This is a genomic window from Mesorhizobium sp. CNPSo 4684, assembly GCF_057784315.1.
This window is the reverse complement of the sequence record NZ_JBWLUX010000038.1, coordinates 13,496-32,666: the sequence shown is the minus strand read 5'-3', so window position 1 is coordinate 32,666 and position 19,171 is coordinate 13,496. Positions and strand designations below refer to the sequence as shown.

At 59.0% G+C, this 19,171-nt stretch carries 20 protein-coding genes and 1 pseudogene; 10 read left to right on the top strand and 11 right to left on the bottom strand.

Translation table 11 applies throughout. The annotated features are described in order from the left end of the window. Positions 1-139: 139 nt before the first annotated feature. The gene (locus AC04SG_RS27850; RefSeq protein WP_488553668.1) at positions 140-373 is read right to left on the bottom strand and encodes a hypothetical protein; all 234 of its coding nucleotides are present in this window, start codon (positions 371-373) and stop codon (positions 140-142) included. Between the two features lie 33 nt (positions 374-406). On the opposite strand from AC04SG_RS27850, the gene AC04SG_RS27845 reads away from it, so the two are divergent. Continuing rightward, entirely contained in the window at positions 407-547 is a 141-nt protein-coding gene (locus AC04SG_RS27845; RefSeq protein WP_488553667.1) for a hypothetical protein, read from the top strand. A gap of 102 nt (positions 548-649) precedes the next feature. Here the strand turns inward: AC04SG_RS27845 and AC04SG_RS27840 are convergent, their stop codons facing one another. From AC04SG_RS27840 to AC04SG_RS27825, 4 genes are all read right to left on the bottom strand, one after another. Further along, entirely contained in the window at positions 650-958 is a 309-nt protein-coding gene (locus AC04SG_RS27840) for a hypothetical protein (protein WP_488553666.1), read from the bottom strand. A 492-nt stretch (positions 959-1,450) separates the two neighbouring features. Continuing rightward, the gene (locus tag AC04SG_RS27835) at positions 1,451-1,717 is read right to left on the bottom strand and encodes a hypothetical protein (RefSeq protein WP_488553665.1); all 267 of its coding nucleotides are present in this window, start codon (positions 1,715-1,717) and stop codon (positions 1,451-1,453) included. Positions 1,718-1,852: 135 nt separating this feature from the next. Continuing rightward, complete coding sequence (locus tag AC04SG_RS27830; RefSeq protein ID WP_488553664.1) at positions 1,853-2,023, bottom strand: hypothetical protein; 171 nt, start codon at positions 2,021-2,023, stop codon at positions 1,853-1,855. A 188-nt stretch (positions 2,024-2,211) separates the two neighbouring features. After that, complete coding sequence (locus AC04SG_RS27825; protein WP_488553663.1) at positions 2,212-2,664, bottom strand: hypothetical protein; 453 nt, start codon at positions 2,662-2,664, stop codon at positions 2,212-2,214. A gap of 69 nt (positions 2,665-2,733) precedes the next feature. Between AC04SG_RS27825 and AC04SG_RS27820 the strand changes: the two genes are divergently transcribed. Beyond that, complete coding sequence (locus AC04SG_RS27820; RefSeq protein ID WP_488553662.1) at positions 2,734-3,984, top strand: hypothetical protein; 1,251 nt, start codon at positions 2,734-2,736, stop codon at positions 3,982-3,984. Here the strand turns inward: AC04SG_RS27820 and AC04SG_RS27815 are convergent. Then, positions 3,981-5,465, bottom strand: a complete 1,485-nt coding sequence (locus AC04SG_RS27815; RefSeq protein ID WP_488553661.1) for a DUF6600 domain-containing protein — start codon at positions 5,463-5,465, stop codon at positions 3,981-3,983. The two genes, AC04SG_RS27820 and AC04SG_RS27815, sit on opposite strands and share 4 nt — an antisense overlap. A gap of 407 nt (positions 5,466-5,872) precedes the next feature. On the opposite strand from AC04SG_RS27815, the gene AC04SG_RS27810 reads away from it, so the two are divergent. The 3 genes and pseudogenes from AC04SG_RS27810 (at position 5,873) to AC04SG_RS27800 (ending at position 8,657) form a co-directional block, all read left to right on the top strand. After that, the gene (locus tag AC04SG_RS27810; RefSeq protein ID WP_488553660.1) at positions 5,873-6,250 is read left to right on the top strand and encodes a DUF2934 domain-containing protein; all 378 of its coding nucleotides are present in this window, start codon (positions 5,873-5,875) and stop codon (positions 6,248-6,250) included. A 574-nt stretch (positions 6,251-6,824) separates the two neighbouring features. Beyond that, entirely contained in the window at positions 6,825-7,196 is a 372-nt protein-coding gene (locus AC04SG_RS27805) for a nuclear transport factor 2 family protein (RefSeq protein WP_488553659.1), read from the top strand. Between the two features lie 1,242 nt (positions 7,197-8,438). Beyond that, positions 8,439-8,657, top strand: a pseudogene (locus AC04SG_RS27800) (CsbD family protein). Between the two features lie 69 nt (positions 8,658-8,726). Here AC04SG_RS27800 and AC04SG_RS27795 read toward each other — a convergent pair. Next, complete coding sequence (locus AC04SG_RS27795) at positions 8,727-9,062, bottom strand: hypothetical protein (RefSeq protein WP_488553658.1); 336 nt, start codon at positions 9,060-9,062, stop codon at positions 8,727-8,729. Positions 9,063-9,160: 98 nt separating this feature from the next. On the opposite strand from AC04SG_RS27795, the gene AC04SG_RS27790 reads away from it, so the two are divergent. The 3 genes from AC04SG_RS27790 (at position 9,161) to AC04SG_RS27780 (ending at position 10,650) form a co-directional block, all read left to right on the top strand. Continuing rightward, positions 9,161-9,478, top strand: coding sequence for a hypothetical protein (locus AC04SG_RS27790; protein ID WP_488553657.1), 318 nt, complete (start codon positions 9,161-9,163; stop codon positions 9,476-9,478). A 33-nt stretch (positions 9,479-9,511) separates the two neighbouring features. Beyond that, complete coding sequence (locus AC04SG_RS27785) at positions 9,512-10,204, top strand: SOS response-associated peptidase (RefSeq protein ID WP_488553656.1); 693 nt, start codon at positions 9,512-9,514, stop codon at positions 10,202-10,204. 182 nt (positions 10,205-10,386) lie between these two features. Then, a complete protein-coding gene (locus AC04SG_RS27780) occupies positions 10,387-10,650 on the top strand; it encodes a hypothetical protein (protein ID WP_488553655.1) in 264 nt (87 codons plus the stop codon). Between the two features lie 60 nt (positions 10,651-10,710). On the opposite strand, the gene AC04SG_RS27775 is transcribed toward AC04SG_RS27780, so the two are convergent. Together AC04SG_RS27775 and AC04SG_RS27770 are read right to left on the bottom strand one after the other, a co-directional pair. Further along, positions 10,711-11,553 (bottom strand): plasmid partitioning protein RepB C-terminal domain-containing protein, encoded by an 843-nt coding sequence (locus AC04SG_RS27775; RefSeq protein WP_488553654.1) that lies wholly within the window; start codon positions 11,551-11,553, stop codon positions 10,711-10,713. After that, entirely contained in the window at positions 11,547-13,112 is a 1,566-nt protein-coding gene (locus AC04SG_RS27770; RefSeq protein ID WP_488553653.1) for a recombinase family protein, read from the bottom strand. The genes AC04SG_RS27775 and AC04SG_RS27770 overlap by 7 nt, the downstream gene beginning before the upstream one ends. A gap of 237 nt (positions 13,113-13,349) precedes the next feature. Between AC04SG_RS27770 and AC04SG_RS27765 the strand changes: the two genes are divergently transcribed. Both AC04SG_RS27765 and AC04SG_RS27760 read left to right on the top strand, forming a co-directional pair. Further along, positions 13,350-13,667 (top strand): YMGG-like glycine zipper-containing protein, encoded by a 318-nt coding sequence (locus tag AC04SG_RS27765; protein ID WP_192255683.1) that lies wholly within the window; start codon positions 13,350-13,352, stop codon positions 13,665-13,667. 531 nt (positions 13,668-14,198) lie between these two features. Next, positions 14,199-15,308: an acyltransferase family protein gene (locus AC04SG_RS27760; RefSeq protein ID WP_488553652.1), complete on the top strand. Its 1,110-nt coding sequence runs from the start codon at positions 14,199-14,201 to the stop codon at positions 15,306-15,308. A 39-nt stretch (positions 15,309-15,347) separates the two neighbouring features. Here the strand turns inward: AC04SG_RS27760 and AC04SG_RS27755 are convergent, their stop codons facing one another. Both AC04SG_RS27755 and AC04SG_RS27750 read right to left on the bottom strand, forming a co-directional pair. Next, on the bottom strand, positions 15,348-16,541 hold the full coding sequence (locus AC04SG_RS27755; protein ID WP_488553651.1) for an acyltransferase family protein: 1,194 nt from the start codon (positions 16,539-16,541) through the stop codon (positions 15,348-15,350). 200 nt (positions 16,542-16,741) lie between these two features. After that, a complete protein-coding gene (locus AC04SG_RS27750; RefSeq protein ID WP_488553650.1) occupies positions 16,742-18,754 on the bottom strand; it encodes an acyltransferase family protein in 2,013 nt (670 codons plus the stop codon). Between the last annotated feature and the right edge of the window lie 417 nt (positions 18,755-19,171).

Below are 19,171 nucleotides of genomic sequence, written 5' to 3'. Positions count from 1 at the left end.
CAATGTTGTCAGAATGAATTCTATCATAGCACCTCCTAAACCTAGCGTCTTGCTATCCTGAGTAACAGCGCACGAAGGCGCAGATCGTGGTCCGTTCAGGAAGCGCCTTTCGACGACCAGTTCAGCAGGAAACTACCTACTACTCGACCTCAAACATCCCTTTTACAGTGGCAATCGCCTCATCGAATGTCTTGTGCGGAGTGGTTATTCCGGTCTCGCCCAATCCTGGCAGCACAATGAACAGCAGCCAGCCCGTATCGGTGCGCTCAAGTTTGACTGACGAATTCACGGGTAGCGGAGGTTTCTTTTTCAACGCCGAATTGCCTTGGTCTGCCGGTGACAGAACGGCGATTGGCCCGCTCTGTTCCATCACTTAGCGCACCCGCGCAGACCGGGGAGACCATCCATGCCAGGAACCGAGTTGACGGCGAAGCTGTCGCGCTCGGTCGATGAGTTCATGATCGACCTCAACGTTGGCTATTTCAGACGCCGCATCGCCGGGAACGGCAGCACCTTGGCCGTGCCTTCTAGTTCCAACGGATCGTGACCCGGCGCTTCGTGATAGAAAACTTGCCGGGCGGTCGGCTCGGCGCCGCGTCGCTTACTGGGGATTGGTGGGCCAAGATCGGACAGGTTGGTCATTTTCGGCCTACGCCTTATCGACAAGCGGCGTTTTCCGCTTCGGCGTCACATAGCTCTCGACCAGGCGAACATGCTCAGCGTCGACAGTCACCAATGGCCGAAGGCTAATTGTCACTTTGTCGCCCTCGACGCGCGTGACCTTGCCGGTCAACTCCATGTTCTGGCCGATGACGGCCTTCGAAGTCGAATCGACAACCGAATGTGGGAAGGCGTAGGAAGGAATGGTTACGCTGATGCGATCGGGTGTCACCCGACCGCGCACAACCGCTGTGACGGCAACCTCGTCGCCCACCTTAAAGCTGTTACCCCTAGCCATGCCAAGAGTCTGGCGCGGTCTGCCGGTTAGTCAAGGGGCTGCTAATATGCGGTTCTCAAGGGCTCTATCCGTATGCTTTTCTCTGCCAGCGGCGCCACATTCAATTGTCGGTGACGATACGGCTTTCACCTTCAGGGCCGGCCCGCGATGACCCAAGGCATCCGGTCCAAGAGATCGACGAAGAAATCGCGTAAGGTTCCAAGACTCATGCATCCGGAACGTAAGTGATCGTCAAATCTTGAGCTAGGACTAGGAGGCCGACGGTCGTTTGGGACAACTGCATCGTGGAAGCGGTGAGTGTTACTCCGGCTTAAGTTTCGCAGATTACTGGCGCGCTCGGAACCACATCCGATTTCGAGCGCGGCAAAGGAGTCTGCGGTAGCTGCACCCAGGCCAAGACCGTGATCCGTCCAAAATAGCAAATTGGCAGAGAATGCCCGCGCGGGCCATGACCTGGTGAGTCATCCCACAGGTAGTCCCCAGATGGCCTATCTAGGTGCCGAGCGCGGCACGAACATCGTCTGGAATATTCCGGACCAGGAGCGCTAGTGCGGTGCTGATATCCAGTCCAGTCATCCCTTCTGCGGTGCCGGCCTTGACGGCGCTGGTGAAAACCAGGGTGCCATAGTCCTCCCCGGCTGCCCTGAGATGTTCGGCGGCAACGATCGGGTCGGGCGTTCGCAAGCAGTGCTCGACAGCCAATCTCTGGACCAGCCATTCGATCGCGCAAAGCCGGTCATGTCCGTCTGGAAATGACATTTTGTAATCCCCCTTATCCCACAAGGGCGGTGATAATGCAGTATCTGTAGCCAGATTGTCGAATCCCGAGGCACTGTGATGCGCGATAGCGAGCTCCTGATTTTCTTGGAACCGTCGTTTCGGTGAGATGTTTCGTCACCGAAGGGACGTGCGAAAATCGGAGTTCACCATGAAACGGCTTCTTTGCGCTGCAGCCATTGCGGCATTATCAACCGGGTTCGCCTTTGCACAATCGACCAGCACCACCACGGGCGGATCCTCGACAACGACAGGCGGATCGTCAACAACCACGACGATGCCGAGCACTACGACTGACCAGAGAACCGACTCGACTACCACGAGTGGGACGAACTCGAATTCGGCTAAGGATTGCGCGCCAGGTCAACAAACAGGCAGCGCCAAACAGGCGGCACCCGGCCAACGGGATACAGATGCAAAATCTGCAGCTCCTGGTCAGATGAAAACGACGACGGAAGGTTGCTGACGAGTAGCTATCAGGACGTAAACCGCCCGCTGGCGCGAGCCAGCGGGCTTTTTTGTATCCTAGGGAACACGAACATCTCGCCAGTTGTACTATGGCAGCGTTTCCTTGCGCTGCGTCGTCGAATGCCAAAGCTCATCGCGGAGACCGGCTGGCCAAGGTTCCCGGCTGCGTCAAGACCTTTGCCGGGCTCTGGCGCATCGTCGGGACTTCCTCGATCTCGTCGGCGGAAGCGCATCTGACATTCAAAGGTTTGGCGGATGGCGAGATCGCCTTCAAGGCGGCCGTCACCGGAGGGAATACCCAGCGGCCGGCCCAGTGAGCCATGCATGCCGATGAAGAAGGCGCCCGTTGCAATGAAACGGTGCCGTTGAAGCGCGAATATCGCTTCCTTCTTCGGCCGGTGTGATCGATCGACCCGACCCAACGACTTCCTGCTGCTGAAGGAACCGAAGCGGCGCGGCATCGTTGATCAAGTCGCAGACGGGGCTTCAAGTCTTGCTGATGATCTTGATGCTTTCGATGGACCGATTTTATGGCTGGCAGCGCCATCGAGCCGGCGAAGCCTGGCTCGCTATCGCAGAGTGTGGCGCCATCACCTGTTGAGACACAACTGGCGCTTGGAGATATGGCCCGCGCAAACGCTGGCGGTCGCCTTTGGGTCATCGCCGCTGCGGTTCCGCTCCTGTTCATGATCAGCGGGCTTGTCATTCGGTATGCTGCATTCCATTCAGTCTCGGCAGTACCAGGCTTCGAAGCTTATGCGCGAGCGCTCTGCAGGTGGTATGTGGACATTTCCGAACACGGCTACGAGGGTTTTCCCATTCCAGGCCAGAGCAACGTCGGACGCTGGGGCTTCTTTCCATTGTATCCCATGGTCGTGGCGACTCTTCGGTTTGCTTTTCCTTTTTCCACGATTCTGATCGCAACGATCACCTCGATTGCATGCAGCTACGCTGCCTGCCTTGTGGCATGGCCACTTCTGGAAAAGAACATGCGCGCTTATATACTGTACTGCGCTTTCCTGCTTAGCGGCCCGTTCTCCTTCCACTTCACCACGTTCCTTACCGAACCTCTTTTCGTGCTCCTGACGGCGTGCGTCTTTTTGGCACTCAAGCGCTCCAACTACCTGGCCGCTGGCGTTTCATGCGCTTTGCTTTCGGCAACGAGGCTAGTCGGGGTCCTTGCTGTGTTTGCAACCGTCATTCAAATGTTCGAACAGCACCGCCAGCAGGGCGGGTCGGCGGTGTCTTTCTCGCGATGGGTGCTTGGTCGCCCGGATATGCTCGTAGCTATCTTCATCTCGCCCGCCGGCTTGTTTGCTTACATGCTCTTTTTGTATCTCCATGTCGGGGACGGGTTTGCGTTCTTGCACGTCCAGCGCGCGTTTGGGCGGGTTGCTGGCGATCCGCTCCTGTTTCTATGGGACGGTCTCACTGCTGTGCCTACAAAAGGATGGCTGCCCACGGCGCCGCAATGGAGCGCGCTCGCAGCGATTATAGGGCTGACCCTGTCGGTCGTTCTGGCGGCTCGCAGGCGATATGGCGCCGCGCTCTTCTGTGCGAGCAGCATCATCCTGCCGTTGATCACCAACCTGGCTTCCATGGTTAGATACGTCATTGGGCTTGCGCCGCTTATGATGTTGATTGCCGAGCTGCTGTCGGTATCGAAGCTGACCTATCTCATGATTTTGGCTCGCGGGGGCCAGGCGGCAGCGAAGGAAATGCCGAGGGTTCGCCGTTCAGCGGCACCGCGATGGAATAATCGCGGTGCCGCGCACAGCTAGCAGTTCGCATCAGTCTGCGGATCGCACGCTTTGTTTTTTTGCTTCTGTGGCTTGGGCTTGGCCGCCTGCTCGGGCTCGGCTTGCTGCTGCTCGGCGGCGGGCTGCTCCTTGGCCTTCGGCTTCTGAGGTTTGGCCGCCTGCTCGGGCTCGGCCTGCTGCGGCTCGGCGGCGGGCTGCTTCTTGCCCTTCGGCTTCTGAGGTTTGGCCGCCTGCTCGGGCTCGGCCTGCTGCGGCTCGGCGGCGGGCTGCTTCTTGCCATTCGGCTTCTGAGGCTTGGCCGCCTGCTCGGGCTCGGCCTGCTGCGGCTCGGCGGCGGGTTGCTTCTTGCCCTTCGGCTTCTCAGGCTTGGCCGCCTGCTCGGGCTCGGCCTGCTGCGGCTCGGCGGCGGGCTGCTCGCCGACCTTCGGCTTCTCAGGCTTGGTGGTTTCTTCGGGCTTGGCCTGCTCGGGCTCGGCGGCGGGCTGCTTCTTGCCCTTCGGCTTCTCAGGCTTGGCCGCCTTTTCGGGCTCCGCCTGCTGCTGCTCGGCGGCGGGCTGCTCGCCGACCTTCGGCTTCTCAGGCTTGGTGGTTTCTTCGGGCTTGGCCTGCTCGGTCGTTGCAGCGCCTTCGGTCGGCTTCGATTTCCGGCCAGCCTGAACCTGCTTCACCTCGTCGATGTCTTTGAGCTTGGCGGGTTTGGCCTTGGGGTCGGCTTTCACCTTCCCCTCAAAGATAGCGACCGTATTGTTTTCCAGTTTGCCGGACTGCTCGAGCGCGTCGGTCTTGCTAACCTTGACGGTAGTCACCTTCTGGTTCGTCTCTTTTTCGATCACATCGACATCAATGATTTTGTTGATCACCACGTTGTTCTGGATCGTGACGTCGCCGGCCGGCTCGGCCGCCTCGACGATGCGCACAAACTCCGGCTCATCACGGATAATGACGGTAGAAATGTCGGCAGCAAGGAATTCGCGGGTGGGGACCACAACCCAGTAATAATCAGGCGTCGTGTCGAAAGTCACCTCGATTGAAATCAAATCCGGATCGCGGCGCGGCGGCAGCGGAGCCCAAATCATGTACTCCCTGTCACGACGCCAACTCACCCATGCTGGCGCCCAACGAGTGCCCGGAACCCAGTACCAGCCGATATCGTCGGCATAGCCCCACCGGCCGTAATGGTACGTCGCCCAGCCGAATGGCTCGTCAGATACCCACAGCCAACCATACTGCTCGGTATAGGCCCAGTGTCCAACGGTATACGGACGCCAATCGTCAGGTACATCAACCGGCACGAAAACGAACGCGCCGTGGTACGAAACCCAATCACCATGAGGAGACAGGTCTTCATAGAATGTGCTGATCGAAAGCTGGGTGGCAGCCGCCGCCTCGGACACAAGCGACAATGGCATAATCGGGTTTGGAATCTCGACGACGGTGAGCAGACAGGCGGCCACCCCGCCCAGCATCAATCGCACCGCATTTTGGGCAAGGACGCGTTTCATCCCGGTCTTCCTCCGAAACAGATCGCCCTTCATCTTAAAAACTCGCCGGGTGTCGGATTGTTCCACGTTGCGAATGTGGCCCGCATCCACATCGGGCTGGCGTCGCACCATGTCACTGGCAATCAATTGAGGCGGTGAACCTGGTCATCTCCGTCGTCACAAATGCGTGCCGAAGAGGCAACGGGAAGCGCTTTGCTCACCGATCACGGTCGCCCGCGAGGTTAGGAGGAACCTTCGCTAGTACGATAGGTTGAGTCTAGTGACGGCGAAGCATTTGTTTGTCCCTCAACAGCGATGTCGGGTCTCGGACCCTAATTCGCCGTCACAGTTTACCCCCAAATCATCGTTCCGTGCTGGATCGTTTCGACGCTCACCGCGTTGGTGGAAATCCAACAAGGAGGATCACCATGGGCGAGGATCGGCACCAAAGAATTCGGCAACGGGCATACGAAATTTGGGAGCGCGAAGGCGGCGGGCATGGCGACCCGGAGAAACACTGGCATCAGGCCGAGGCAGAAATCGAGCGCGAGGACCAACTGGAAGCCGAGCAGGCATTTACAGATCCAAGCGCCGTTGGAGCGACGGTACTGTCGGCCAAGTCGAGAAAGCCGCGCCGCGCTGAGACCGCCAGTTCCGACGTCATGACGGTAGAAGCTTTGGCGATGCGCACCGGCATTACTGGCGACCAAGCCCAAGACCTAATTGATAGGTTGGGCAATGACCGCGAGGCGATCGAGGAAGCGGCCCGGAGTTTGGCGACAGGTCAACAGAATTTCAGCAAATAGGAAGCCCGGCCGAAGCGGGCTTCGGTCGTTGCGATGCGGTGGGCTAATGCAAATATCCCAAGAGCCACAGAATGATAATGATTGGGATCGGGATCCCGAGGAGCCAGAGTAGTCCGCCTCGTAGCATGATTTCCTCCCTTAGTTGCTGGCGGTGAACGCTCCTCGATTGTCTTAGTTCCGCGGCGGGCTCTTTGTCGTTCTGAGATGCTGAGAGCGGTCAGTTTTCCGTGTCCAAATCGTCGCCGACGAACAGCCGCGAAACGCGCGACCCTTGCGAAAGAAATCAACAAGGTATGTCGGTGGACCGTCTTGGAATTCCGACCGATACTTCGATCCTGCGTCAGGAGGTCGAGAGCCCTGATCTATCGTCTTTTCATCCACCGGCTCACCGGATCAGAGGCGGCGATGTAGGAGAGATCGCGCAAGGTGGCGGGGATAATGCGGGGGGTAATGAGGCACCCAAGCGGTAGGTTCGCTTCCCGCTAGCGGGCGGAGTGTCGGAGGTCTTGACCGGCCCCGTTGCCAGTGACCTACTTCGGACCCGCACGCTATCGGTTATCCAGGAGACGGGCGAATGGACATTCGATCGACACTGACGGAGCTATGCGATGCCTTCAACGCGCACGACCTCGATCGCATCATGGCGTTCTTTGCCGACGACTGCGTCCTGGAGATGCCGAGGGGAAGCAACCCCTGGGGCTCGCGCTTCGAGGGCAAGCGCAACGTGCGCGACGCGCTGGCGACACGCTTCGAAGGCCTGCCCGACGTCCACTACGGCGACGGCGAGCATTTCGTCGATGCGGCTGCCGATACCGGCATGTCCAAATGGATCCTCACCGGCACCACCCGCGAGGGCGTGAAAAAGGAGGTACGCGGTTGCGACTTTTACACGTTCCGCAACGGCAAGGTTATCCGCAAGGATTCGTATTGGAAGATCGTGGAGTGAAAGCTGGCTCTGTAGCGCCAATCCGCGAGATCGCGGCAAGACTGGCAGCCATGTTCTGAGATCGCACGGGTGCCGGGGAAGCTCTGAAAGCTGACGTCTCGGCCAGGGGCCGCCGCCAGCGCGTTCACCCTTGTGTCTTGGCGCCTCGCTGTGGCCTGCAGACAGCGTTTCTCAACCCGCTCCCGGAATAGGTCGAGATCACGCTGCTTTTGGCGCTCTCGCTCAAGCCGATAACGTTTTATTAGACGGCCCGATCAGAACTCTTCTTCTTCCGTTCGAAAAGCGCAACTTTGGCTGGGTAACCAATCCGAACCCGTGTCTCGCACTGGGTGCAGGTGAAAGCGGAAATAACTTTAAGCCAAGAGCCCTTCTTGATGATCAGACAGCCGCAGTTTGGGCATTCAAATTCCAAATCCTCGTCTCGCATGTCGTCTGAAATAGGCATTCCAACTCCCCATACGCAACAGTGCCGATGCGGAGGCTCGGTCCGCGGTCTCATTAACTTCGCGGTCCTCGTGCGGTTCCTGGAGCACGCGAAAAATCTCGCGCCAAGAAAGTGGCAGCGAGCCAGTTGGGGCCTGTCCGCTCATACCAAGCCCGCTGCCGGACCTTGAGGGGATTAGACGGCAGCGGGCCTCGATCGTCCATGGAGGGCGATCTGCAGTGGACAAGAAAGCCGTTCAGCCCACCGCAAGAAATCAACTACAGACCCAAAAAAGTCCGCCGGTTTGAGCCAGCGGTCCCCACCTTCTAACAACTCCTATCTCCACTCAGAGAGGAGGGTAGATCAGGCAGTGAATGATGGTGCTGTTTTTGCCAAAGGCAGCTCCCGCGAATTCTGATCGCTGTTGCCAGTTCGCTACAGCGAATTTTTCGGCAAGCTCATATGCTGTTTCTCAGCGCTCGGGCTCCGGGTTGTGGCGGGGGCCAATCCTTGGAATCGGAGCGCAGTACGAGGGAGATGGCCCGCTGGCTTTGGTCGGCGGGTTTTTCTTTTGGTACGCAAAGTTCCGGCCATGCAATTGCCTGGCCATCGGTAAAGGCCTGATGCGGTCGTGTTGTTGGTCATTCGGGCGCCTTGGGCGAGTAGAAAAGCCCACGCTGGGAGAGGCGCGGGCCGATCGGAGGCCCGATCTTCGGCGAACGATGGAGGGCACCACCCGCCGCAGGTCAAACCATCAGCGGCAGCTAATGTTCCGTCAAGCCACGATCTGCCAGCGGAACCTAGCCGCCGGCGTTTCAATGCTGTGCAACCAAGGGGGCCACGGCCATGGATGCGTTGAAGGTAACTGGAGGCAGGTCAAGGGCAAGGTCAAGGAACAGTGGGCAAGCTGACTGACGACGATCTGGACCGCATTGCCGGCAAGCGCGATCGAGGGAAAGATTCAGGTGAGATACGGCATTGAGAAGGACCGGGTCCGAAGGGACGTCGATGGCTGGTACTCGATGCAAGGCTGGTAGATCGAGATCTCTATTCAAGACAGACCTGTAATTTCAAAGTTGCGCCCGATGGGCGCCCTTTCTGTTAATTCATTCATCTCTCCAGATCACCCGCCGCTCCCATCGAATCTCAACCAGGCGCCGGTACCGGATCGTCACATGCTCTTGCCCCACCGGGTGGAACAGCTCCGCGCTCATTGATTCCTTGCGACCGCATTTTTCGCAACGAACCTTTGCTCGCACCTGATCAATCGACACATTGCCGATCACCTCGCACAACTCTTTCGGTTTGTAGAACCGCTTGATGTTGCAATACCCGCACCGGATGCGCGCTACCTGCCCGGCGTCGTGGGCATGCAACAACGTCCAAGGGACGCCCTTCGGCCACTTTTCTGGTTGCTCCGGCATGCCTGGAAATGGGAGCATTTTCCCATCTCGTCAAGCCGGGGTTGACTATTTTGTTCTTATTTTGTTCACTGTTGCCAGAATAGCCATAGGAGGCGGGCCGAGGCATCAAAGAAGCGATGGCTGGCTTGCCACAGCGAACGGGAGAAATTGTTGTGATTGAGGTGCTTTACACCGCTGAAGGACGGCAGGATGAACTGACTTCCACCATCATGCGCGACCGTTCGGAAATCGAGAAGGCGGCCAAGAAGGCCTGCAAAATCTTGAACAAGCTCACGCCGGACGGCGCCATCTTTGCGACCGGTTGGATTATGACCGACCTGATCGTCAGCATCATGCCCAATGAGGAAAAGGCAATGGAATTGTCCCGGATCGTGCAAGGCCAGATCGAGCGCGAATTCAAGACAGCCTATGCCAACCTGGCGCGCGGGCTGTGAATTAGCGGGGGGCTGTTAAATTAGGGCAACGCCATGTGCGGTCGCTACACCCGATATCTATCGTGGTCGGAAATCCACCGCCTCTACCGGCTGACGGCGCCGGCTGAGGTCGGCCGCAATGACGCTCCACGCTACAACATAGCGCCTACCGATGAGGTGCCGTTCATCACCGCCGGCGATGACGGCAACCACAAGCTTCGGACCGGCCGCTGGTGGCTGGTGCCCTTCTGGGCGAAGGAAATGCCCAAGGCCGCGATGTTCAACGCTCGGATCGAAGGCGTCGACACGACGGCGGCGTTTCGCGATGCCTTCAAGTCGAAACGGTGCCTCATCCCAGCTGATGGCTATTTCGAATGGACGATATCGCCTGCGGACGGCAAGAAAGATCCTTGGTTGATCTTCCAGCCAGGCCACGCACCGTTCTCCTTCGCCGGCCTGTGGGCATACAACTCAAACCTTGAAGTCACCAGCTGCACGATTATCACTGAGCCGTCCGCAGCGCCCGTCAATCAGATCCATGACCGCCAGCCGCTCATCCTCGATCCAGCCTACTACGACGCCTGGCTGGATCCCCAGACGCCGGCCGGTGACCTGAAGGACATCTTGCGCCACGACATTGATGGAAACCTGCAGTTCTATCGGGTCGGCCGAGAGATCAATGCGGCGGCCATCAACAAACAGCCCAACGACCATGCCGGGCTCATCGAACCGATCAAACTGCTTTGAGCGACGAAATCAGACTGCCCAGGCAGGAGCACGTGACCTCGCCGGGAATTCAGCATCATTTCTGCGAGCACTACGGATGCGGCAGGGATGCTGGCTGGGGTTTCGCGAAGCCTAAGCAGACACCCCATTGGTTCTGTTTCGAGCACCGCGCTGAAGGCGAACGGTTTCTGTAGGAGATGTGAATGTCGGACAACGTGCTGCCCACTCAGGCCAAGCCGAAGTTGATTGTAGTCGTCGCCTTTGATCGAGGCGACGACGGCGAGCTTTTCACAGCCTATGGCCCGACCGACCAGCAGAGCGAAGCCCGGGCGATCCGCATAGCCAAGGGCCTTTCAACCAGCCATGTCGGCGTCTTGGCCTGGAGCCGCGACGCAGATCCTGCTCTTGGAGATTATGGGCCGCCGACCACGCTCTTTGTCAGCGGCGATGTGCCGGACATGGAATAGAAGCAGCCCAACAAGGTTAGTGCCGACACGGCATGAAGCGTCGAAACCCGGCGGGCATGTCTAGCCCCTTTGTTCGAGGCATGGCATCGACAAGCGGTGGAACTCTTCAAAATGACCCGGAAAGTTCCTGGCGAGATATCGGACCACTCTGGAATTATCCATCATCCGGTCGAAAAAACGGTTGGCTGCGACAAGCTCCAGGCCCACTTGGCCATGATTTTCCATGGCGCTTAGAACCGCAAGGCTCAGCGTGCCGACCCCGAACACCATCGCCCCACGCTGGTCTTCAGCCTGTGTGGTGATCGTTGAGAGATTAACATCTTTGGCCAGCAGGGCTTGTGGTGTCAGAGCGACGAGTAGCCTCGCGTAGGTGATCGTGACCCGGTCCATCGCCACCATCAGCCGGGCAATCTCCAATTGCCTGACTGGCAGCACCTTCTGCAGAAACCCGAAGATTTTTGTTTTCACCGGCGCGTCCCGAAGCAGGTCGAGCACATCAGGGCAAATTCCGTTGACGGGCTTCCGGTTCTCGCCGTTCTCGGAAGCGGGTTTCCCGGGAGGGCAGAACATTTGCGGCTCGCGGGTCGCGCCAGGCAACCTATGTGCCAGTAGCCTTGGCATTGTCCCGAAGCCCTCAGACACCAACATGGTGCAAAATTCCTTGTCGCGCATCATCAGGTGGAGCGCCGCGACGATCTGGTCCAGGCTCTGTTCAGACTTTGCCGCTTCGGTGACGAAGTCGCGCATGCGTTGGCATTCCGTATCGTAGGTCGCCAAAAATTCGTGTGAACGAAGCCTCTTTTTGGACCCTATTGCGCCAGCTGCAATATTCCTCGGATGTCTGTCGCCGCCGTTTTCCAGCGCGCGGTAGGCGGCGTCCTTGGCTAAGCGTTTGACTACCAAGTCGCCCCCCCGACAGGCTCTCGCTCTGCCAGCCTGATAATTGGGTTGAGCGTGGGAAAAATATAGGTGTCCAGCAGTGCCCCATTGATGACGTGCAGTTCCGATTTGCCCGCGATCGCATGCGCAGGAGCAATCAAATAGTCCCGAATGGTCAGGTCGCCGGGATTCATACGGACCAGGACGAAAATATCCGGTAGCGGCCGTTGATCGGTCTTCGAAAACCAGCGTGGATAGCCGAAGCCGGAAACCCTGCATCGTCCTATCGTGATCGCCACGGTGATCTCCTCGTTTATCCGCAGGAGGTCTGTCGCCATGTCATGGGCAGCAACCCCGCCCTGCCTCTCCATCGCGCCCACGAGATCCCCGATAACCTGCAGCCTCATTGTTTCCAGGCGCCGGTTCACGCCGATGTAGCGGTAGTTTTTGGATGGCTCGTATCCGATCAGTTCATAGGCTTTGACAATGGTTCCAAAACGCCACTGGTAGCGTTGGGACGGCGGGCATTCGGAATCGGCGTCGATCATGGCTAACGACAAGGCGCCACGGCGAGCCAAAAGTGCCCTAAGGGCGGCCAGCATCTCGTCATTGGTCATGTGACGATAGATGGTCTTGAGGACGTTCTGCGCCCTGTCGAACAGTTTGCGGTCGACGATAGGCTCCAGGACGTTTTCCACCCGCACCCACTGTTCCGGGGGATTGTGGACTTGATGGCTTCTCAGCCGGGCCGAATGCTTGTTCCAGACGCTGTTGCCAATGTAATTTTCATTGGTCAGCACGGAGTGCATGGATTCTCGCGTCCATGGTCGCCCCAAATCGCTGAGCACGCCGCGCTTGTTGAGCAGTCTTGCCATCTCCAGCTCTGTCTTACGTGTTCTGACAAAATGACTGAAGATCCACCTCACTGTCGCAATCTCGTCAGGCGGTCCGAGCACCAGAACTATTCGATCCGTTTGCTGGCTCTTGTATTCGTAGGATGAAAGGATGCCCTTTGAGCGGCCGTGTTGACTGACAAGCAAGCGCCGCAGGCCAAAGCCGGCCTTGCCGCCTTGCCGGAAGCCCAGCCGGACCAACCGCGCCTGGCCGATGAAGACTTTTTGCGAGAGCATTCTGCTCTGCTCGGCAGCCATGCTGCGTTTGATTGCCTTGAGTACATCCGAGCCGATGCTGCCGTCGTTTGCGAATTGCTCGGCGCAAAATTCGATCCGGACGCCGGCCATCTGGCACCGATACTCATAGACGGCGCTCTCATCGATATTCTGGAACCGTCCCCAGCGGCTGACATCGTACACCACCACCGTTTCGAAATCGGCTCTTCCGCTTTCGACATCGGCCAGCAACCGCTGAAGGCCGGGACGGCCTCCGAGGTTGAGACCGCTACGACCGGCGTCCTCGTAGGTTGCGACAATGTCGTAGCCCATGATCTCGGCGTAGTCTCGTATGGCATCTCGCTGGTTATCGATCGAATAGGTCTGGTGGTCTGTCGACATGCGCAGATACTGGGCTGCACGCGCCATGCGCCTGCCTGAGGGGGCTTTTAGGGCCGCTGCAACCTCGTCCATCGCTCGTGCTGTCCTGCCGAGATTACATGCTAACAAGAGGTGACCTGTCCTTTGGTTGATAACTCCCGTCCAGTTTGTGTCGAATGCCACGCTTTTCCGTTTGGAAACCAACTTCATCAACGCCCGGGAAACCGTGACACACTTCGTGTGCCGGCATGCCGCCGTTTAGCCGCAATGCGCCAGCAACTGGCAACCATTCGCTCCAATCCGCGTTTGGGGCTTCAAAGGAGTTCCAAGATGATCATCAGACAAGCCATTGCCGCCGTGCTCATGACTGCCGCGTTGGCAGGCTGCGCGACCCAGACCGAACAGCAGCAGAGGGCCACCACCGGCGCACTCATCGGCGGAGGCGCCGGCGCGCTGGCCGGCCAAGCGCTGGGCGGCAACACCAAAAGCACGGTGATCGGCGCCGCCGGCGGCGCCCTGCTTGGCGCCGTCATCGGCCAGGCCACCACGCCGCAGCGCCGCGGCGAACAGCTTTGCCGTTACCAGGACCGCTACGGCCGGATTTACACCGCGCCCTGCGACGACCGGTATTACAACGGCGATTATTGAGCGAAGTGCCTTCGCTAACATCTTCTCCCCTCCTGAGAGAAGGTGTTAGCGAGGGCAACGAATGAGGGGGCCCAAGAAAGGCCAACACCCCACTTTGCCGGTACACCCCTCATCCGTCTCGGCGCCGCTCTCCGATCCACCTTCTCCCACAAGGAGAAGGAAAGAGCTGCCGCGCCGCTTTCCGGCAGCGCCAGTTGCGTCTCGGCCAGCGTCAGAAATCCCATCATACACTGCACCACCTCGGCCCTCGCAACTGCTTAAAGGCACTGTGCGGCGCGAAGCCGTTGGGCGTTCTTGTCCCATCCACTCGCCTTAGGACGGGCGGCGGTAGTAGCCGACGGTTGTTGCGAGATCGGCCCGCATCATTTCGCCGTCCTGGCCTGGCGATGGTCAGCCCATGCCATTTTCCCGACTGCGGGATGATCAGGCTTTCCAGCCCCCGGCCAGTCGGTTGAGTGTGCGCCGCAAAACTTTCTTGTGCATCGCAGCAATCGGTGCGTAGATAGGCAAAGTAAAACTGACGGAAACGGGATGATCGAGACGCGGGATTCAAGGACGGCCCACTTCGACGCGCTGCATGGACTTAGGGGCATTGCTGCTGTCTTGGTGATGCTCGGCCACTTCAGCGAATACACGGGCCGGCGATATGATCTGGCGCCTTCAGGGTTCCTCGCCGTGGACCTGTTTTTTCTGCTGAGCGGCTTCGTGATCGCCCACGCCTACGACGACAAGTTCCGAAAAGGCATGTCATTCTGGGGCTTCGCGGAGACCCGTCTTCTCAGGCTCTACCCGCTCTACTTCGCCGCACTCGGCCTGGCCATGATCGGCGTCGGTGCAATCATCGCGACACAAGGGATCGGTGCGTATTCGCGGCTGGATTTGCTTGCAACCCTTGGGTTTTCCGTTCTTTTCCTGCCCACGCCGCCGGCGCTCTCGACGGCTCCCGACCTGCTTTTCCCGCTTGATGGTCCAGCATGGTCGCTGTTTTATGAACTCGTCGCCAATGCCTTTTTTGCCGCGTTGGCCACAAGGCTGGTTGCGCGTTCGCTGGCTGTCATTGTCGGCGTCGGCTTGCTGGCCCTGGTGCTCATGGCCTGGCATGGTGTCGCGCTTGGCGGCGGCGCCTACTGGGACAACACGATCGCGGCTCCCGCCCGGATCGCCTTCTCGTTCTTTCTCGGGGTCTTTCTCAACCGGTATGCGACCGGGGACAGCCGGGACGGCAATCTCTATATGCTGGTCCTGCTGGCGCTATGCGGAGCGCTGATGTGCTTCGATCCGGCCGAACATGTCCAGTTGTACAGTCTGGTGGTTATCGTCCTGATCTGGCCCTGGCTCGTTCTCGTGGCCTCGCGCCTGCGGCTTTCCGGTTTCTGGCGCTGGATTGCGCTCTTCTCCGGCAACATCTCCTACGCCATCTATGTCCTTCACACCCCGCTCATCCGCCTTTCGAACGCCGCGGTCGAAGCTGTGACCGATATTTCATGGAACGAGCACGGCCTGCCGTTCATCCTGGCGACATCCACCCTGATCATCGCGGTCTCGGCATTCGCCCATTATGTCTACGACAAGAATATCCGCGCCCTGCTGCGGCATTGGCTTTCACTTCGCCGCGGGCGAGAGCGCGTGACCCAGTTCTAGGGTTAATTCAGTTCGAGGAGACCGGCTGGCTTCGCGCCCCTACTCCGCCGGCGTCCTCTCCAGCGCCGCCGCGCCGCCCTTGCGGCCAAAGCGCTGGACGACGAAGCGACCAGCCTTCTGGCCGGGGACCTCGATCAGGTTGTAGGTGATCCAGGACAGCAAGGTCACCGTCGGCAGCACCACGGCAACGACGATCGCGAAGCGCAACGGCGCCGCCAGCTCGTTTCCGTATTGGCTGATGACAAACGCCGCGACGGGCTGCAGCACCAGCAGATGGATGAGGTAGATGCTGAAGGAAAGCTCGCCCATGAGATGGAAGAACCGGTTGCTGAGCGTCACGGCGATGGCTCTCGCCAGCGTTCCCGCCTTTCCCGGCAGCATGCGATAGAGAACCAGCGCAAAGAAGCCCGCCACCAGCGCTTCACGCACCACAAGCTTGCCCAGCCCGTAGTCGCCGCCAAAGGGCAGCGCCGCCAACAGCAGCGCCAGTGCCAGGTACAGGATCGGCCGGGGCTGGCTCTGATGCACGATACCGGCAAGCAGCATCCCGCACAGGAATATCTGCATCTTCAGCGGCAGAAACGACGGCATCGGAAAATGGATCGACAGCAGCCGCATCGCAAACACGATGATGCAGCCAAGCGCCGCGACCAGGATGGCGCTCCTGATCCAGTCCAGCCTGCGCACCAGCAACATGACGGCCGGGAAGACCGCGTAAAACTGCATCTCCAGCCCCAGGCTCCAGTCAGGCAGCGGCGTGCGGTAGGCGAGGTTCGGCACCAGTCCGAACAGGAAGGTGACATGGGCAACGATGTTTTTCAGGCCGCCGTCGAGGTAGCGTTCGGGCGCCTGGTGCGATCGCGACAGGAAATCGTCGATGATGATCCGGCAATCGTAGAGATAGGGGCCGAGCGCCAAAGCCGCGAAAAGCATGACGTAGAACAGCGGCGCGATCCGGAAATAGCGGCGCGTCCAGAATTTCAGCCAGGTTTGCGGTCTTTGCCAGGGTTCCTTGTCCTGGCGCAACTGATAGTGGAACACCATCAGGAAGCCGGACAGCATGATGAACAGGTCGACGCCAAGATCCGGCTCGCCGAGGACCGGAATTTGCCAGCCGGTCAAAAGCAGGCAGTGCCCGACAAGCACCCAGATCGCCGCTAGCGCGCGAAGTCCGTCCAAGCATTCGATGCGCGACGATTTGATATCCGTGATGGTGGTTTCGTAGCTAGCCATGCTGCAATGCAGCATGGCGCTTGAGGCGCGATTGTCAACCCGTGGAAGGCAAACATGCTGTGACGACGGCAGTGTGTGCCTTGACGGACGGCGGACACTGCGACCACGGGTGCAGCATTGGTGCTGCCGCGTAAACAATCTACCGCCAATGGTCGCCCAAGGTCAAAGCTCACGAACATCATTGGACTTCTGCGTCCGAACTAATTCACTGCAATTGCAGCCTCGATGCGCCTGCCAAAAATGTCCGCCATAGAGCGTGAATAGGTTGCGGTCAGGTGATCGGTATCACGCCAGACAAAGACATTGCCGATAACCGCGGGACAATCGCCACTGGGGCACACGATGTCATTGAAATCGACGAGTGCCACATGTGGATAGAGGCGCTGCGCGAGGACGAGAGGGTCCGACCCTGCGACGGGCCTATACGGAATGGAGCAATGCCGGTTCCGAGCGAGGCATAGCTCGGGCTTCACTCCCCAATATGGGGTGTCGGCGATGACGACCACCTTGGAGCCCAGCGCCTCGATTTTGCGCCACAGTTGTACCAGCGTACCGCTGACAGGGACCTGCTTGCCGTCGTCGGGATAGGCACGCAGATTGTCTCTCTGCCCCAGAATGACGATGTCCGGCTTTTGCTGTTGAATAGTTCGCATCACGTACTGCCCCCAACTCAGGCAATCTGGAAAAGGACGATCAGTATCCCCGTAGAGGATCATGGTCGGGAATAGCGGGCAGCCAGGCTTGGTAAAGCTTTTCGCATTCCAGCCACGATCCGACGCTGTCCTGTCAAAGGCTGGCACCCACTGTTCAGCATGCGAATCCCCAACCAGAAAGACCTTGAGGCGCCCGTTTGGGTCGCCAAACTGGCAACCGAGAGGCTCCACTCCGTCGGAGGGCGGTCGGCAGCCTTCCCTTGTTGGAAGGTCCCTCTTAATCGTTGGCAACGACGGAGCATAGGCCTCCACTTTCGGCACGGGTGCGTTGCCGAACAAAGCTCTGGCGCCTGGATAATCGTCTGGATTGCTGGAGATCAGTGCTTGCTGTCGCGTAATCTCCATTGAGACCGCGCAGAAGGCGACGAGTGGCACTAGCGGGACTGGAGCAATAACAGCGGCCAACCCGACGAGCTTGAAACGTGACGGTGTTGACGTTTGCCGGAAACGGAAACGATCCTCAACATGAATCTTCGAAACAGCAGCCAGACCAACACTTGCGGCAAGAATAGCCAGGCCACGCCATAGGCCGATCGGTTCGCCTGTTTGCTGTGTGATAAACACGACTATCGGCCAGTGCCAGAGATACAGCGAGTAGGAGACGTCGCCGAGGAACTGGAACGGCCGCGTCTTAAGCAAGGAAAAGGCGCTGAACGACGATTGGCTTTGTCCCGAGAGGATGACCAACGCGGCCGCTATGGTCGGCAACAGCGCGGCATAGCCGGGAAAAGGTGACTTGGCAGAAAACAGGAAGGCGGCCGCGAGGATTGCAGCGATGCCGATCAGCCCAAGTAGGCGCCGCGTCCGTTCGCCGAGCGCTCTTTCGTCCACTAACGGCGAGCAGAGGGCCAACAGGCCGCCAAGCGCCAACTCCCAGATGCGGGTATGGGTGACGAAATAGGCCGGCGCGGGATCCGTGAGTGTGAGCCATACCGATGCGGCAAGCGATGCAACAAAGATGGCGCCAAACAGGGCGACCAGCAACGTTCGCCAGGACGCACGAATCGCGTGTGACAGCCACAATGCGGCGATGATCAACCCGGGCCAGCCGATGTAGAACTGCTCCTCGATGGACAACGACCAGTAATGCTGGACCGGGCTTGGTGCGCTCGTCGCCGCCAGATAATCGACAGCCTTCGCGGCAAGCCGCCAATTCTCCAACTGGAAGGCGCTGTACGCCAATTCATTCGTCCCATCCCTCCAAAGGGCCGAAGGGAGCCAAAGCGGGGTTAGCAGGCCGACGAGTAAAAGCACGAGCAAAGCAGCGGGTAACAGCCGTCGCACGCGGCGTCCATAAAAGGCGAGCAGGTCTATTTTTCCGGTTTGCTCTGCCTCACGTAGTAGGACGCCCGTGATGAGATATCCGGATATGACAAAAAAGACGTCGACGCCGACATATCCGCCCGGAATGAGAAACGGCCAGACGTGGAAGATGGCAACGAAGCACACTGCGATTGCACGAAGCCCCTGAATCTCGGGACGAAAATCAGACCTGGTCAAAATACTCCACACCATTTCTCTAAGCGTTGGGGCTATAAGTCGTGGAAGAGAAAACAGGCTATATGCACAAGCACTGGCAAAATACAGCACTAGTTGCTTTCTCTCGTTGTGCCATGGAGCAAGGCGGCAATTTGGGGAGCGCCACAGTCGGCTGCCGGTGGCTCGGCCATTACCGTGCCAGGCCTGCCTTTCCTGCGGGATTTCGGGGTCGTTAGACCGGGCTGCGGTTTCGCCCTTACCTTCGCAGCGATCAGTGTCAGCTTGTGCCCGCTAACCCCGCAGTTATTCTCCACTCATGACGTCACGTTAGGAAACAGCAATCGAGCGGGCCGCGGGCAGGCCTGGCTCAGCCTGGCAGGCGCCAATCAGGCTACCTCCAGGCGGCGCCGGCATTTTCTGCTCGCTGAAATAGCCAAG

Excerpts from the sequence above, each read along its gene's own strand:
- AC04SG_RS27780 (WP_488553655.1), top strand. The coding sequence starts at position 10,387 with ATGTCGGACAACGTGCTGCCCACTCAGGCCAAGCCGAAGTTGATTGTA.
- AC04SG_RS27840 (WP_488553666.1), bottom strand. The coding sequence starts at position 958 with ATGGCTAGGGGTAACAGCTTTAAGGTGGGCGACGAGGTTGCCGTCACA.
- AC04SG_RS27760 (WP_488553652.1), top strand. The coding sequence starts at position 14,199 with ATGATCGAGACGCGGGATTCAAGGACGGCCCACTTCGACGCGCTGCAT.
- AC04SG_RS27835 (WP_488553665.1), bottom strand. The coding sequence starts at position 1,717 with ATGTCATTTCCAGACGGACATGACCGGCTTTGCGCGATCGAATGGCTG.
- AC04SG_RS27790 (WP_488553657.1), top strand. The coding sequence starts at position 9,161 with ATGGCTGGCTTGCCACAGCGAACGGGAGAAATTGTTGTGATTGAGGTG.
- AC04SG_RS27820 (WP_488553662.1), top strand. The coding sequence starts at position 2,734 with ATGGCTGGCAGCGCCATCGAGCCGGCGAAGCCTGGCTCGCTATCGCAG.
- AC04SG_RS27765 (WP_192255683.1), top strand. The coding sequence starts at position 13,350 with ATGATCATCAGACAAGCCATTGCCGCCGTGCTCATGACTGCCGCGTTG.
- AC04SG_RS27795 (WP_488553658.1), bottom strand. The coding sequence starts at position 9,062 with ATGCTCCCATTTCCAGGCATGCCGGAGCAACCAGAAAAGTGGCCGAAG.
- AC04SG_RS27805 (WP_488553659.1), top strand. The coding sequence starts at position 6,825 with ATGGACATTCGATCGACACTGACGGAGCTATGCGATGCCTTCAACGCG.
- AC04SG_RS27815 (WP_488553661.1), bottom strand. The coding sequence starts at position 5,465 with ATGAAACGCGTCCTTGCCCAAAATGCGGTGCGATTGATGCTGGGCGGG.
- AC04SG_RS27785 (WP_488553656.1), top strand. The coding sequence starts at position 9,512 with ATGTGCGGTCGCTACACCCGATATCTATCGTGGTCGGAAATCCACCGC.
- AC04SG_RS27755 (WP_488553651.1), bottom strand. The coding sequence starts at position 16,541 with ATGGCTAGCTACGAAACCACCATCACGGATATCAAATCGTCGCGCATC.
- AC04SG_RS27770 (WP_488553653.1), bottom strand. The coding sequence starts at position 13,112 with ATGGACGAGGTTGCAGCGGCCCTAAAAGCCCCCTCAGGCAGGCGCATG.
- AC04SG_RS27845 (WP_488553667.1), top strand. The coding sequence starts at position 407 with ATGCCAGGAACCGAGTTGACGGCGAAGCTGTCGCGCTCGGTCGATGAG.
- AC04SG_RS27825 (WP_488553663.1), bottom strand. The coding sequence starts at position 2,664 with ATGCCGCGCCGCTTCGGTTCCTTCAGCAGCAGGAAGTCGTTGGGTCGG.
- AC04SG_RS27810 (WP_488553660.1), top strand. The coding sequence starts at position 5,873 with ATGGGCGAGGATCGGCACCAAAGAATTCGGCAACGGGCATACGAAATT.